Origin of the sequence: Bradyrhizobium sp. AZCC 1577 (assembly GCF_036924575.1) — a bacterium.
GTDB lineage: Bacteria > Pseudomonadota > Alphaproteobacteria > Rhizobiales > Xanthobacteraceae > Bradyrhizobium.
This window is the reverse complement of the sequence record NZ_JAZHRQ010000001.1, coordinates 3,558,073-3,571,242: the sequence shown is the minus strand read 5'-3', so window position 1 is coordinate 3,571,242 and position 13,170 is coordinate 3,558,073. Positions and strand designations below refer to the sequence as shown.

The following is a 13,170-nucleotide window of genomic DNA, read 5'->3' as shown; positions in this document are numbered from 1 at the left end:
GGATTTTATGAGGCCGTCATCGTCTGCTTGACCTTCTCGACCAGCGCGGAGAGCGCAAACGGCTTCGGCAGGAAGGCGAATTGTTCGTTCTCCGGCAAGCTCTTGTCGAAAGCCTCTTCAGCGTAACCTGAGACGAAGATGATCTTCAAATTCGGATTGCGCTTGCGCATTTCGCGCAGCAGCGTCGGACCGTCCATTTCCGGCATCACCACGTCGGAAACGACGAGGTCCACCGCACCGTCCTTTTCGTCCAGCGCCTCCATCGCCTCGATGCCGTTGGAGGCCTCGATCACACTATAGCCGCGCGAACGCAGACCGCGCGCATTCAACGACCGCAAGCCGTCCTCGTCTTCCACCAGCAGGATAGTGCCCTGCCCGGTCAGGTCGGGCCGCGGCTTCGGCAGCCCGGCCGCCCCTTCCCTGGCCGCGCCATTGGCGGCGGGCGCCTCCGGCTGCGCTTCCAGCTCGGGCCGATGACGCGGCAGGAAGATGCGGAACGTGGTACCTTCGCCGGGCGTGGAGTCGACATAGACGAAGCCACCGGTCTGCTTGACGATGCCGTACACCGTGGAGAGACCGAGCCCGGTGCCCTTGCCGACCTCCTTGGTCGAGAAGAACGGCTCGAAGATCTTGTCGACGATGTCGGCCGGGATACCGGTGCCGGTATCGGAAATGTCGATCCGCACGTAATCAGCGGCCGGCATGCCCTTGTGCGAAAGCTGCGCGGCTTCGTCCACCGTCACGTTGGCGGTCCTCACCGTCAGTTTGCCGCCATCGGGCATCGCATCGCGCGCATTGACCGCAAGATTGACGACCACCTGTTCGAACTGCGAGACGTCGACCTTGACCGGCCAGAGATCGCGGCCGTGCACGAGGTCGAGCTTGACCTTCTCGCCGATCAGGCGGCGCAGCAGCATGGTGAGGTCGGAAAGCGCATCACCGAGGTCGAGCACCTGCGGCCGCAACGTCTGGCGGCGCGAGAACGCGAGCAGTTGCCGCACCAGCGTCGCCGCGCGGGTCGCGTTCTGCTTGATCTGCATGATGTCCTGGAACGACGGATCGGTCGGCTTATGCGCGTTCAAGAGGAAATCGTTCGCCATCATGATGGCTGACAGCACGTTGTTGAAGTCGTGCGCGATGCCGCCGGCGAGCTGGCCGACCATGTCCATCTTCTGCGACTGATTGATCTGGTTTTCCAGCGTGCGCCGCTCGGTGGTCTCGAGCAGATAGACGATGGCCGCTTCGGTGTCGCGCTCGTCCTCCTCGACGGCGGTAACGAAGAACTGCCCCCAGCGCTCCTTGGCGCCGTCGAGCATGACTTCCACCGGCGCGATGTCGCCCTGCCCTTCGGCCGCCTGGTTGATCGCCGAGATCAGAAGGCTGCGGTCGCGCGCATTTACCGTGCGGAAGATCGACTTGTTCGCCGCGCCGTCCGAGCTCAGGCTTTGCGCGAGCTTGGCAAAGCGGGCGTTGGCGCGCACCACCGTGCCGCCGCGGTCCACCGTCGCAATCGCCATCGGCGTATGGTCGAAGAACCGCATGAAGCGGACTTCGGCGGCACGTTCGGGGTCGGAATGCTCGTCGCGCGTGCGGCTGATCACGAGCGTGCGCGACGAACCCGGCGAGCCGTCGGCGCCGAAGGCGAGCTTGTGGTAGAGCCGCACCGGCATTGTCTTGCCGCCTCGCATGCGCAGGTCGATGTCGAACACTTCGGTTTTGACCTCGCCGGGTACCGCCACGATCGAGGTCAGGAGCGAGGCGCCATCGCCGGAGACGATATCGTTAAGCTTCAACCCGCCGGATCCGATCTCGGCGAGATCGTAATCGAGCCAGTTCGCCAGCGTGGCGTTGACATAGATGACGTCGCCAGCCGGATCGACCGAGAAGAAGCCGCATGGCGCATGATCGAGATATTCGATCGCGTGCTGCAGTTCCCGGAACACATCTTCCTGACGCTCGCGGTCCCGCGTGATGTCGGCGATCGACCACACCGCGTATTTTGCTTCGCGCTTGCCCTGGCCGAGCGGGCGAACCCGCATCCGAAGCCAGCGGCCCTGCGCGCCGTCAGAGCCGGCGATGCGGACCTCCTCCTGCTGCCGCTTGCCTTCACGGGCGGCCTTGAGCAGGCGGAACACGGCTTCGGAGACGTCGGGATTGCCGATGAAGACGCGCTCGACCGGCCGCACGTCCTGCACGGTGGCAGCTCCGGTCAGCGCCAGATAGGCGGCGTTGGAATAGACCACATGGCCTTTGGGGTCGGTCACCGCCAGCCCGTCATAGGCGTGATCGGCGATGCGGCCCATTACCGGATCGTCGGCGCCGCGGTCGGTGAAGCGGATGATACCGGCGGCAAAGGCGAACAGATTGAACAGGCCGACCATAGCCAAAAGGGCCAGCACGCCGAGGATATAAGGCTGAGCCTGGGCGCGGCCGATGGTCATCAGGGCCACCGCCACCGCGACGATGCCGGCGGCCACCAGCAACACCAGCACGATGCTACCGCCCCGCCGCGCCGGCTCGTGGGCCGCGAAGGGCTCGGTGGGCGGATGGCTGTCGGTTTCGGCGGTCATCTGAAGAGGCACTGCCCGTCGGCAAGGAGGTGACGCGCGGGGTCGCGCGCCGCTCCTGAGTGCCTGAATCGGACCCGCAAGCGCAAGTCCATCAGGCGGTTATTTGACAGGTTGAAGGCATTTCAAGGCGTTTTTCCAGCGGTTCCCCTCACATTCCTCGGTTAGCAAACCCGTTCTTGAGGCGCATGACATAGCCGATGATCTCGGCCACCGCGTGATAGTGCTCGACCGGAATCTCCTCGTCGATATCGACGGTGGCGTAAAGCGCGCGCGCCAGCGGCACATTCTCCACGATCGGTATGTCGTGCTTCTTGGCGATCTCCCGGATCTTGAACGCGATGTTGTCGACGCCCTTGGCGACGCAAACCGGCGCCGCCATGCCGCGATCGTAGGACAGCGCCACCGAATAGTGGGTCGGGTTGGTGATGATCACGCTGGCATTGGGAACGGCGGCCATCATGCGCTTCTTCATCCGCTGCACGCGCAACTGCCTGATACGGCCCTTGATGTGGGGGTCGCCTTCGGACTGCTTGAACTCGTCCTTGATCTCCTGCAGCGACATCTTCTGCCGCGTGTACCATTGCCGGTACTGGAAGAAGTAATCGGCGATCGCGACGGCCGCCAGCATCGCCACCACCGCACCCATCAACTGCAGCGTCAGGTTGGTGGTAACGTCGAGGATCGCCGAAGGATCGAACATCAGGAACGATTCCAGCCGATGACGCTCGGGCCACAGCACCGCCATCATGACGGAGCCGAGCGCGATCAGTTTGAACAGCCCTTTGGCGAAGTTCGCCACCGCCTGTTTGCCGAAGATGCGTTTCAGCCCCGCGCCGGGCGATACCTTGCTGAACTTCGGTTTGAGCGATTCCGACGACCACACCAGCCGGTGCTGGATCATATTGCCGGCGATCGCGGCAAGGGCCAGCATCAGCAGCGGCACGCCAATCGCGCCGAGCACGGCGTAACCCAGCGTGTTGCCGAGCGCGAGCAGCGCCGCGCCGTCGGCGCGAAGCTGGCCTGCATTGGCGATCAGGTTACGCAGCGGCATCAGAATGCCGCCGCCGATCGATCCCGCGAACGTCGACAATATCAGTGTGCCGCCCGCGATGATGAACCAGGTGTTGACCTCCTGGCTCTTGGCAACGTCGCCCTTGGCAAGCGCATCGTCGAGACGTTTTTGCGTAGGGTCTTCTGTTTTGTCGTCGGTATCGTCGGACATCGTGGCGCTCTAGTTTTTGTTTGAGCATGATCTTCTCGGAAAACCGGCACCCACTTTTCCGGATCATGCTCTATTTCAGCGGCGTCAATTCGTGCATCACGCCGATGAAGTAGTTGAGATAAGTCGCCATCATTCCGGTGAGGACGAGCGCAAAGATCAGAAAGCCCACCATAATCGACAGCGGCACGCCGACGAAATAGACCTGCATCGCCGGCATCAGCCGCGCCAGCACGCCGAGGCCGATATTGAAGACGAGGCCGAACACCAGAAACGGCGCGGAGAGCTGTATGCCGATCTTGAACGCGGTCGCGAAGGCGCGCGTGGCAAGCGCCGCCACGTCACCGCTCGGCATCAGCTCGCCCGGCGAGAAGATCCGGTAACTCTCGTTCAGCGCCGCGATGACAAGGTGATGGGTGTCGGTGGCAAACAGCAGCGTCATGCCGAGAATGGAGAGGAAGTTGCCGATCAGCACGCCCTGCTGCCCTTGCGTCGGATCGACGGCGGTGACGAAGCCGAGGCCGAGCTGCTGGGCGATTACCGAGCCTGCCACCGCAAGCGCCGCCAGCGTCACGCGCGCCGTGGCGCCGAGCACGATGCCGATGGCGATCTCGTGCACCAGCAGCACCCCGATCGCCGTCATCGAGGTCAGGTCGACCTGGTAAGCGGTGCGGTGCAGCGGCAGGATGATCAGCGTCAACAGCAACGCGATCGCGAGCTTGATGCGCACCGGGATATTGCTCTCGCCAAATCCCGGCAACAGCATCACCATGGCCCCCACGCGGGCGAACACCAGCATGAAGGTGGCGGCAAGGGCCGGCAGCAGCGATATGTCGACACGCATTTATTCACAATGCATCAACCGCCTATGATTCGCGACGATATCCGCATCATGTGACCGTGCAGCGAATCGGCCATGAACGGCAGGGCAAGCAGCAGCGTGACAAAGATTGCGAGGATCTTCGGCACGAAGATCAGCGTCTGTTCCTGAATCTGCGTCAGCGCCTGGAACAGCGACACCACGACGCCGACCACCAGGCCAATCACCATCAAGGGCGACGACACCACCACGATGGTCCAGATCGCATCGCGCGCCACGTCGAGGGTTTCGGCACCGGTCATAGCAAGCTTCCTTGTTCGAACTTTCGACCGTCATTGCGAGGAGCGAAGCGACGAAGCAATCCATCTTTCTGTGGCTCGATGGATTGCTTCGCTACGCTCGCAATGACGAAACTATCGCCCCGGGATGACGTCCCAAGGGACGTCAGATCGGCATCTTCATGATGTCTTCGTAGGACTGGATGACCCGGTCGCGCACTGACACCAGCGTCGAGACCGCGACGTCGGTTTCGGCGACCGCCGTCACCACGTCCATGACATTGGCTTTGCCCGCGGTCATCGCCATGGTCTGGGCGTCGGATTTCTTGCCGGCATCCAGCACGCTTCCCACCGCGTCCTTGAGCAGCGCGCTGAAGGACGGGCCGCCGGTGGATTGGCCGCCCTTCTCGGCACCGCCGGATTCCATGATGCGCGAAAGCGCGGCGTAGGCGTTTGCTGCAACGGTCGGTGAAGCCATTTTCTATGGTTCCTGTTTAAGCCTTGAGGATATCGAGGGTGCGTTGAATCATGCGGCGTGTGGCGCTGATGATGTTGAGGTTGGCTTCATAGGACCGCTGCGCCTCGCGCATGTCGGTCATTTCGACCAGCGGATTGACGTTCGGATATTTGACGTTGCCCGCAGCATCCGCCGCCGGATTGCTCGGCTCGTGCTTGACGCGAAACGCCGACTGGTCAGCCCTGACCTTGCCGAGCGTCACCACGCGGGCGTCCAGCGTGCGGTCGAGCGCCGAAGAAAATGTCGGCACCTTGCGGCGATAGGGATCGCCGCCCGCCGATGGCGCGGTGGAGTCCGCATTGGCGATGTTTTCCGAGATCACCCGCATCCGCCCCGCCTGTGCGCGCAGGCCGGAGGTCGCGATGCTCATCGAGCGGGCGAAATCGCTTCCATCATCTGCCATGATCGGGTTCTCCTAATCGCGCCGCGTCAGCGCTTTCCGATGGCGGTTTTGAGCAGGCCGAGGCTGCGGCTGTAGAGCGAAGTGGCGGCCGCGTAATCCATCTGGTTGGCCGAGACCTTCATCATCTGGTCTTCCAGATTGACCGAGTTGCCGGCAGGCTTGGTCAAGAAGCCGCTCCTGCCGCCATCCCCCCTGAAGCTCTGGCGGCCGCCGGAGACGCCGATATGGGTGGCACTGGTGCGCAGCATGGCGAGCGAGCCCATCGCGCCGCCGACATCGGTGCCCTTGTTGTCGAATTTCGGCTCAACCAGGTCGCTCGGCCTGAAATTCGGGGTGTTGGCGTTGGATACGTTTTCGGCGAGCACCCGTTGGCGTTCCTGGTGCCATTGCATCTTGGTGCGCAGCGCCGACAGGATCGGAAGATCGTTGATGGCCATCGAGCCGTTCCCCGTTAACCTCTGGCAGACGCCGCGAGGTAGGCAGAATTTGCCCGGTGTATGGTTAACGGCTGGTTAAAATCGCGCCCGGCGGCCGTGGACGTCGGCCAATGCCCGCTGACAGCGACGAAATGAGCGCATTTTCGCCACGAAAACTGCGTTAACCAGCAGCAACCACCCGGCGTGGGGCGCTCAGAAGTCGTTTTGGGTCAAACGATTCTTGGTCTATTAATTAACCCGGATGGCGGCGTTCGCCGTGGGGATTAAGAAATAAGGCCGATCTCGGGCATGATTCGCCGGTTGCGGATCGTTCAGGGCATGATCCCGCAAACGGGAACCGCTTTCCCAAAGGGAACATGCTCGGACCGGAAGACCTAAGACCGCACTCGTCGAAGCCAGCAGCAAGAGAACGGCCCGTGGCCGGGGACTAAAGAATGCAGACACTGACATTCCTCTTCGCATTCATCGCCGTTCTGGCGCTGATCGGCGTGGCCGCATGGCTGGTCCGCCGCTTCGCCAACAACCGCCTCGGCGCCAACACCCAGCGCGGGCGGATGCCGCGGCTTGCCGTGATCGACGCCGCCGCCGTGGACGGCCGCCGGCGCCTCGTGCTGGTACGGCGCGACAATGTCGAGCATCTCCTGATGATCGGCGGTCCGAGCGACATCGTGGTCGAACCCAACATCGTGCGCGCAATGCCCAATCGCGATCAGATGGCGCCACGCCCGGCGGTCGGCGAGCAGCCGCCGCGGATCGCGCCGCTGCCCGATGCCGCCTGGAGCGAGGAAGCGGCGAGAGCCGATTTGCGACCGACCGACGGCTTCGATCACCACGCCGAACCGCAAATGCCGGAGCCGCCGCCGCGACCCGCACGTCCCTCCTTCGCAGACGATCTCCGCCGGCCCGCGCCGCCGCCGGAGCGTCGTAGCGATCCATTGACGGGCTTTGCGCCGGAATCGATCACCGGTCGTCCCGAAGCGGCTCCGCCGCGCCTGACCCGCAACGAACCGCTGATGCCGCGGCCGCAGCGCGAGTTGCCGCAGCGTGAGCTGCCCAAGGCACCGCCGGTTGTCCGTGAGGCGCCGCCAGTTCGCGAGGCACCGACGGTCCGTGAGGCAGCGTCAGTCCGCGAGGCACCGACAGGCCGCGAGGCGCCGCCTGTCCGCGAGATACCTGCCGTTCGCGAGGCCCCGGTTCGAGCCCCCGAACGCGCCGCGGCGCCGCCGCCGCCTCCACCCCCTCCACCCCCCGCGCCGTCGAGCGCCGACCAGAATCTCGCCGAGATGGCGCAGCGGCTGGAGGCCGCCCTGCGCCGGCCGGCCGAACCGGTGGCGCCGCCGGTAGCGCCGGAAACGCCGCCTGCCCGTACCTCCCGCAGCGAACCCCCCGCTCCTCCCACACCCGCTCCGCAGAAGAGCGGCTTCGAGAACCTCGAAGACGAGATGGCGTCATTGCTGGGCCGTCCGAAGAACCCTTCGTGAGGCCGGCGACTTCCCCGCGTAGAGTTTTATTTTTCTTAATCCTGACCGTCGCCGGATCGCTCGCCGATCCGGCGCTGGCGCAGGATATCAGCATCAATCTCGGCCAGGGCGGCGGCGGGGTGACCGAGCGCGCGATCCAGTTGATCGCGCTGTTGACGGTGCTGTCGATCGCGCCCTCGATCCTGATCATGATGACGTCGTTCACACGGATCGTCGTCGTGCTGTCGCTGCTGCGCACGGCGCTGGGCACCGCGACCGCCCCGCCCAACTCCGTGATCATTGCGCTTGCGATGTTCCTGACCGCTTTCGTGATGGGCCCCGTCCTGCAGAGGTCCTATGACGACGGCATCAAGCCGCTGGTCGCCAACGAACTCGGCGTCGAGGAAGCGCTGCAAAAGGCCTCTGTGCCGCTGCGCGGCTTCATGCAGAAGAATGTCCGCGAAAAGGATCTGAAGCTGTTCGTGGACCTCTCGGGCGAGCCGCCGCCAGCGACGCCGGAAGACCTGTCGCTGCGGATTCTGGTCCCTGCCTTCATGATCTCCGAACTGAAACGCGCCTTTGAGATTGGCTTCCTGCTGTTCCTCCCCTTCCTGATCATCGATCTCGTAGTCGCATCCGTGCTGATGTCGATGGGTATGATGATGCTGCCGCCGGTCGTGGTGTCGCTGCCGTTTAAGTTGATCTTTTTCGTGCTGGTGGACGGCTGGTCGCTGGTGGCAGGAAGCCTGGTGCAGAGCTACGGTGGGAGTTAGCGGCGATTTCTGCCGGTTCCGTGGCAAATAGGTCAATATTGGTTACGTATTTGCAGCGGAGTTTCGCAGCGAATTTAAGGTGAGATTAGTTCCTTCGTGCACAATGGATGCCAGGAACTGACTTACCAAACGCATCACCGGATTAGAAATGGCAGGCCAGCCGATCGGCGACATGGACGTCGAATACGCCACGACGATTGCCGACCGGGCTATGCGGTTGATGTCGCAGCAGTCGGTCCCTCCCACCCCCACCAATTTCGCCGTCTGGTTCGAATATTCCCTGGGCAGTTCGCTGGCGCTGCGAAAGACCATCGACATTCTGATTGCGGGCAAGCGCAAATTCGACGCGGCAACCAACCACGAACTCTATGTTACCTATGTGGCGCAGGCCGGTGCCGATCCGTTTGGCGACCTTCCCGATCAATTGGGCGGGCTGATCGAGACCGCGCAGCAATTCCTCAACGCTGCCGTCACCGACAACCGCAGCCACATCGAGGCGCTCGGTGAAGTGTCTTCCGAGGCTGCTGGTACCGGCGATCCCCGGACGATCATTGCAAAACTGGTTGATGAATTGTCAAAGGCGACGGCCCGGGCCGCCAAGCTGGAGGCGAATTTCGCCGCCACGTCGGAGGAACTGGACAGCATCCGCGACTCGCTCAAAGCGGCCGAGCAACGCTCCAACACCGATGCGCTGACCGGGCTGGCCAACCGCCACTCGATGGATGAATTCCTTCGCCTCGCCCAGATCGCAGCGATGGAAAAGGACGAGCCGCTCAGCGTCTTCCTGATCGACATCGATCACTTCAAGAAATTCAACGACGATTATGGCCACCAGGTCGGCGATCAGGTGCTTCGGCTGGTCGCCAAGGTCTTGCAGGAAGGCGTTCGCGAAGTCGATCTCGCCGCCCGCTACGGCGGCGAGGAGTTGATCGCGGTACTCCCGGGCGCCGATCTGCAGGCTTGCACGGCCGTTGCCGAACGCGTTCGCCGGCGCATTGCCGAAGCGAAGCTGACACGCCGTGCGACGGGCAAGGAGATCGGCAGCATTACGGTATCAATAGGCGTGTCGCAATTCCGCCTCGCCGAATCCGCGGAAGCCATGATCGAGCGCTGCGACCGCGGGCTTTATCAAGCCAAGCGACTCGGCCGCAACCGCACGGTAACGGAAACCGAGCTCGAGCCAGAGGCCGGCGCGGCCTAAAGGCTTTATCCGTTCTGATTTAACAGAACCGCGCCTTCATCCTGTGTCGTTTGCAGAGTTGCCTTAATTCGTACGGGAGAAAAAGTCGCTATCCCGCTCCGGCGTGGAACTAATGCCGCAATCCTGGCTTATCGCAGACGCCCTACAGCCGGGAGTGTTTCATGAAAATCGCAGGGATGATTATGGCTGCCACCGCGGCCCTCAGCATCGCCGGGACGTCGGCTCTTGCCCAGCAACCGCGTACGGGAATGGTGACCAGAATAGACCGGATCAGCGGCACCATCACCATCAAGGATATGCCTGAAGGCACCACTGGCGCGAATACCGGCGCTGCAGCCGAAGAATTCAAGATCCAGGATGGCGCGCGGCTGAACGCCCTGCACGCCGGCGACAGGGTCACCTTCGCCGTGAACGACACGCCGGGGACCAAGACCATCACGAAGATCGACAAGACGGACGCGGTCACCAAGATCGAGAAGAAGTGAGGCGAAGCAGCATCCCACTTTGTGATGCATTGCTTCGATCAAAGACAGCGAGGCCCGGAGTGCCCTAAGGCAAATGACGTTTCCTTCGAAACGTCATTTTGCTTGGGGAGTCCGGGCCTCGTCGTCACCTGAGCCGCCCCATCCGGATCAAGGAGCCGCTCGGCATAAACGCACCTCAAGGCAATCGGGCCGGTGTTGCCTTGATCTGCCGCAAATCACCCGCTAGCGCGGCGACCGCTCGAGCGAAGCGCGAATTTCGGCGGCCGCCTCGTCGCAATACTCGTTCAACTTCTGGAATCGTAGCTGCAGCGCCAAGAGTTTGACGGCGCGTTTCGCCGGCCCTTCCCGATCAACATTAAACCTGTCTGCGGGCGATGGGCGGGACGCGGCGGCCTCTGCGGTTGCCAGCGCTGCTTGCATCGATGTGTCGCGACCGTTGGTGGAAGACATTTTGCACGCCTCACAAATACACAATCGGGCCGGATTCGATCCGGCGAACTTTTTGTGTGCTGGCGCGCTGGTGCTCCGACTTTGCACCGCACGGTGTGTTGTTTGGATGCCCGGCCGGGGTCGATTTGGTGGCAAAACACGGACGCCGGCGGCGAATGAGTGGCACGACCTCGTAGTCTTACGGACTTTCTGTCCACGATTAGGATACAATCGGCAACCAGCATTGCTGAATTGAGTCGTTTGTTGCTTCAGCGATAGTTCGATATGCCCGCCCAGCCTTCAGAAACCGGTCTGCCGCCGCGCTGCGAGATCTGCGGCGGTGGTACGGTCCAGATCGGAAAGCTGCCCCGGATCGGACTGCGTCCTCTCGTCTACGTTTATAAGTGCGACACCTGCAACCAGATCACTTCGATCGAGCCCGAGCGGCAGGACAGCCCTACCATCAGCCCTACCGTCACCCCGCCGATGCCGAAGTCGCGCGGCAAGAAGGCTCCGCACAGGGTCCCCCGGCGACAACCACACTGATCGCCGCCTTCAGAGCGCGACTTTCCTAATTCCTGAAAATGCCGCGATTGCGGCTGGACCGGGTTTCATCTCAGGAATGCCGCATGTATAGCTTCGGCCAAACTCCACATGAAGAAGAGGCAGGGCATGTCCGAGGGCTTCATTGACGAACTGCACAACGCGCTCGGCAAGGGCGCGGTGCTATCAGGCGCTGACATCGACGCGCGCTATCACCACGACCTCACCGGCAATCCGGTGCCCAAACCGCGCGCAGTCGTTCGCCCCAGAACGACGGAGGACGTCTCCGTGCTGCTGCGGCTCTGTCACCGCGAAGGCGTCCCCGTTACGACGCAGGGCGGCATGACCGGGCTGGTGCGCGGCGCGCTGCCGAATGCGAACGAAATCGTGCTGTCGATGGAGCGCATGAACAGCGTCGAAGAGGTCGATGCTTCGGCTGGCGTCACCATCGCGCAGGCCGGCACGCCGCTGCAAAAACTGCAGGAGCGTGTCGAGCAGGACGGCCTGATGTTTCCGCTCGACCTCGGCGCGCGCGGCAGCTGCACCATCGGCGGCAACATCTCGACCAATGCCGGCGGCAACCGCGTCATCCGTTACGGCATGACGCGTGACCTGATTCTCGGCCTTGAGGTCGTCACCGCCGACGGCACCGTTCTGAAGGGGCTGCGCAAATACATCAAGAACAACACCGGCATCGACTTAAAGCAGCTTTTCATCGGCAGCGAAGGCATCCTCGGCGTCGTGACGCGTGCTGCGCTGCGTGTCTTTCCCGCGCCGGCGGAGCGGCAGGTGGCGCTGTGCGCCCTGCCCTCGTTCGGCCAGGTCATGGCATTCCTGAAGCTGGCGCGGCAAAGTCTCGGCGGCGAATTGACCGCATTCGAAGTGATGTGGAATGCCTACTACCGCCAGACCGTCGAGCGTGTGAAGGGGGTGGTTGGCCCGCTGCCGACCCACCATGCCTTCTATGTGCTGCTGGAGGCCTCAGGAAGCGACGCTGAACGCATTCGGGACGGCCTCGAGAAGATGCTGGAGACGGCGATGGGAGATAATTTGATCCTCGACGCCACGCTTTCGACCTCGAACGCGTCCGTGGCTGCGATCTGGCGCATCCGCGATTCCAGCGTCGAACTCGGTCGCAGCTTTCCATTCACGGCACGGATGGGGTTCGATGTCAGTGTGGCCATCGACAGGATGGAGGAATATGCGGATACGCTGGATGCACGCGTCAAAGCGATCGATCCGCAAGCCTTCACCATCGTGATGGGACACGTCGGCGACGGCAATTTGCATCCCAGCGTGTATCACGAACATACGCCTGACAAGCACGATGAGTTCGAGAAGCTGGTCTACGACCTCACGGGCGAGTTCGGCGGCTCGATCTCGGCCGAACACGGCATCGGCATCCTCAGGCGACCCTATCTGAAAATGAGCCGCACCGAAGAGGAGATCGAAACCATGCGCACGCTCAAGCGCGCGCTCGACCCGAAGAACATCCTGAATCCTGGGCGAATTTTTACGGTGTGAAAGGCGTTTGGCGATCGCTTATCGAGCGTCAGGGCTACGAACTGATGCCGAGGTGATCGTCGGCCGCAGAAGCAGGTGGCGGCCCGGGTGGCAAGTTGTCCGGAGCCGGCTGTGTCGGGATATGCTTGGTGAATATCCGGATGACGCGGCCTTTGACGGGCGGCAGTTTGTCGAAGAGATCGGACGCGATCTCCTCCACCGCGTCCCGCAAGGCCACGAACTGCGCCTGCCTTGCGATGCTCTCGGTGCCCCTGACACCTCCGAGTTCATCCATCGCGGCATCGCTGATCTGGCATTCGACCGTCTCGCCGTCGTTCAGCATGGTGAACTTGAACGCAAGGCGTTCTCTGTCATGTCCAACAATTCTGTCCCGGGTCAACGGCATTCGACGATCAGCTTTGAACGGTAGGCGTGGCTAGAATCGGGTGAGAGGGCGCCGAAGCTTTCGTAATGCGCCAACACGTCAAAAATTGGCCGAAGCTGCGACCAAATCCACTACCTTGCTACGTCC

General features: G+C 62.6%; 13 protein-coding genes. 5 read left to right on the top strand and 8 right to left on the bottom strand.

Annotated features, from left to right (window positions below; genetic code table 11):
* Positions 1–5: 5 nt before the first annotated feature.
* The 7 genes from cckA to flgB all read right to left on the bottom strand — a co-directional run bounded on the left by cckA (position 6) and on the right by flgB (position 6,244).
* Positions 6–2,570: a cell cycle histidine kinase CckA gene (cckA, locus tag V1278_RS16530; RefSeq protein ID WP_334381551.1), complete on the bottom strand. Its 2,565-nt coding sequence runs from the start codon at positions 2,568–2,570 to the stop codon at positions 6–8.
* Between the two features lie 148 nt (positions 2,571–2,718).
* Positions 2,719–3,792 (bottom strand): flagellar biosynthesis protein FlhB, encoded by a 1,074-nt coding sequence (flhB, locus tag V1278_RS16525; RefSeq protein ID WP_334381550.1) that lies wholly within the window; start codon positions 3,790–3,792, stop codon positions 2,719–2,721.
* A 70-nt stretch (positions 3,793–3,862) separates the two neighbouring features.
* Positions 3,863–4,633: a flagellar biosynthetic protein FliR gene (gene fliR / locus V1278_RS16520; protein WP_334363705.1), complete on the bottom strand. Its 771-nt coding sequence runs from the start codon at positions 4,631–4,633 to the stop codon at positions 3,863–3,865.
* 14 nt (positions 4,634–4,647) lie between these two features.
* Entirely contained in the window at positions 4,648–4,911 is a 264-nt protein-coding gene (gene fliQ, locus V1278_RS16515; protein ID WP_057860162.1) for a flagellar biosynthesis protein FliQ, read from the bottom strand.
* 142 nt (positions 4,912–5,053) lie between these two features.
* The gene (gene fliE / locus V1278_RS16510) at positions 5,054–5,365 is read right to left on the bottom strand and encodes a flagellar hook-basal body complex protein FliE (protein WP_028348650.1); all 312 of its coding nucleotides are present in this window, start codon (positions 5,363–5,365) and stop codon (positions 5,054–5,056) included.
* A 16-nt stretch (positions 5,366–5,381) separates the two neighbouring features.
* Entirely contained in the window at positions 5,382–5,807 is a 426-nt protein-coding gene (flgC, locus tag V1278_RS16505; protein ID WP_028348649.1) for a flagellar basal body rod protein FlgC, read from the bottom strand.
* Between the two features lie 26 nt (positions 5,808–5,833).
* Positions 5,834–6,244: a flagellar basal body rod protein FlgB gene (gene flgB, locus V1278_RS16500; RefSeq protein ID WP_334381549.1), complete on the bottom strand. Its 411-nt coding sequence runs from the start codon at positions 6,242–6,244 to the stop codon at positions 5,834–5,836.
* Between the two features lie 434 nt (positions 6,245–6,678).
* On the opposite strand from flgB, the gene V1278_RS16495 reads away from it, so the two are divergent.
* From V1278_RS16495 to V1278_RS16475, 5 genes are all read left to right on the top strand, one after another.
* A complete protein-coding gene (locus tag V1278_RS16495) occupies positions 6,679–7,725 on the top strand; it encodes a flagellar biosynthetic protein FliO (protein WP_334381548.1) in 1,047 nt (348 codons plus the stop codon).
* The gene (gene fliP / locus V1278_RS16490) at positions 7,722–8,477 is read left to right on the top strand and encodes a flagellar type III secretion system pore protein FliP (protein WP_334363709.1); all 756 of its coding nucleotides are present in this window, start codon (positions 7,722–7,724) and stop codon (positions 8,475–8,477) included. The genes V1278_RS16495 and fliP overlap by 4 nt, the downstream gene beginning before the upstream one ends.
* A 220-nt stretch (positions 8,478–8,697) precedes the next feature.
* Complete coding sequence (locus tag V1278_RS16485; protein ID WP_334384194.1) at positions 8,698–9,678, top strand: GGDEF domain-containing protein; 981 nt, start codon at positions 8,698–8,700, stop codon at positions 9,676–9,678.
* A gap of 161 nt (positions 9,679–9,839) precedes the next feature.
* Positions 9,840–10,163: a copper-binding protein gene (locus V1278_RS16480; protein WP_334374255.1), complete on the top strand. Its 324-nt coding sequence runs from the start codon at positions 9,840–9,842 to the stop codon at positions 10,161–10,163.
* 1,101 nt (positions 10,164–11,264) lie between these two features.
* Positions 11,265–12,659, top strand: a complete 1,395-nt coding sequence (locus tag V1278_RS16475; RefSeq protein ID WP_334381547.1) for an FAD-binding oxidoreductase — start codon at positions 11,265–11,267, stop codon at positions 12,657–12,659.
* Positions 12,660–12,693: 34 nt separating this feature from the next.
* On the opposite strand, the gene V1278_RS16470 is transcribed toward V1278_RS16475, so the two are convergent.
* Positions 12,694–13,044: a DUF1488 family protein gene (locus V1278_RS16470; protein ID WP_083754627.1), complete on the bottom strand. Its 351-nt coding sequence runs from the start codon at positions 13,042–13,044 to the stop codon at positions 12,694–12,696.
* Between the last annotated feature and the right edge of the window lie 126 nt (positions 13,045–13,170).

Coding starts and splice junctions, on each gene's coding strand:
- fliQ (WP_057860162.1), bottom strand. CDS start 4,911: ATGACCGGTGCCGAAACCCTCGACGTGGCGCGCGATGCGATCTGGACC.
- V1278_RS16470 (WP_083754627.1), bottom strand. CDS start 13,044: ATGCCGTTGACCCGGGACAGAATTGTTGGACATGACAGAGAACGCCTT.
- flgB (WP_334381549.1), bottom strand. CDS start 6,244: ATGGCCATCAACGATCTTCCGATCCTGTCGGCGCTGCGCACCAAGATG.
- flhB (WP_334381550.1), bottom strand. CDS start 3,792: ATGTCCGACGATACCGACGACAAAACAGAAGACCCTACGCAAAAACGT.
- flgC (WP_028348649.1), bottom strand. CDS start 5,807: ATGGCAGATGATGGAAGCGATTTCGCCCGCTCGATGAGCATCGCGACC.
- V1278_RS16495 (WP_334381548.1), top strand. CDS start 6,679: ATGCAGACACTGACATTCCTCTTCGCATTCATCGCCGTTCTGGCGCTG.
- cckA (WP_334381551.1), bottom strand. CDS start 2,570: ATGACCGCCGAAACCGACAGCCATCCGCCCACCGAGCCCTTCGCGGCC.
- V1278_RS16485 (WP_334384194.1), top strand. CDS start 8,698: ATGTCGCAGCAGTCGGTCCCTCCCACCCCCACCAATTTCGCCGTCTGG.
- fliR (WP_334363705.1), bottom strand. CDS start 4,633: ATGCGTGTCGACATATCGCTGCTGCCGGCCCTTGCCGCCACCTTCATG.
- V1278_RS16480 (WP_334374255.1), top strand. CDS start 9,840: ATGAAAATCGCAGGGATGATTATGGCTGCCACCGCGGCCCTCAGCATC.
- V1278_RS16475 (WP_334381547.1), top strand. CDS start 11,265: ATGTCCGAGGGCTTCATTGACGAACTGCACAACGCGCTCGGCAAGGGC.
- fliE (WP_028348650.1), bottom strand. CDS start 5,365: ATGGCTTCACCGACCGTTGCAGCAAACGCCTACGCCGCGCTTTCGCGC.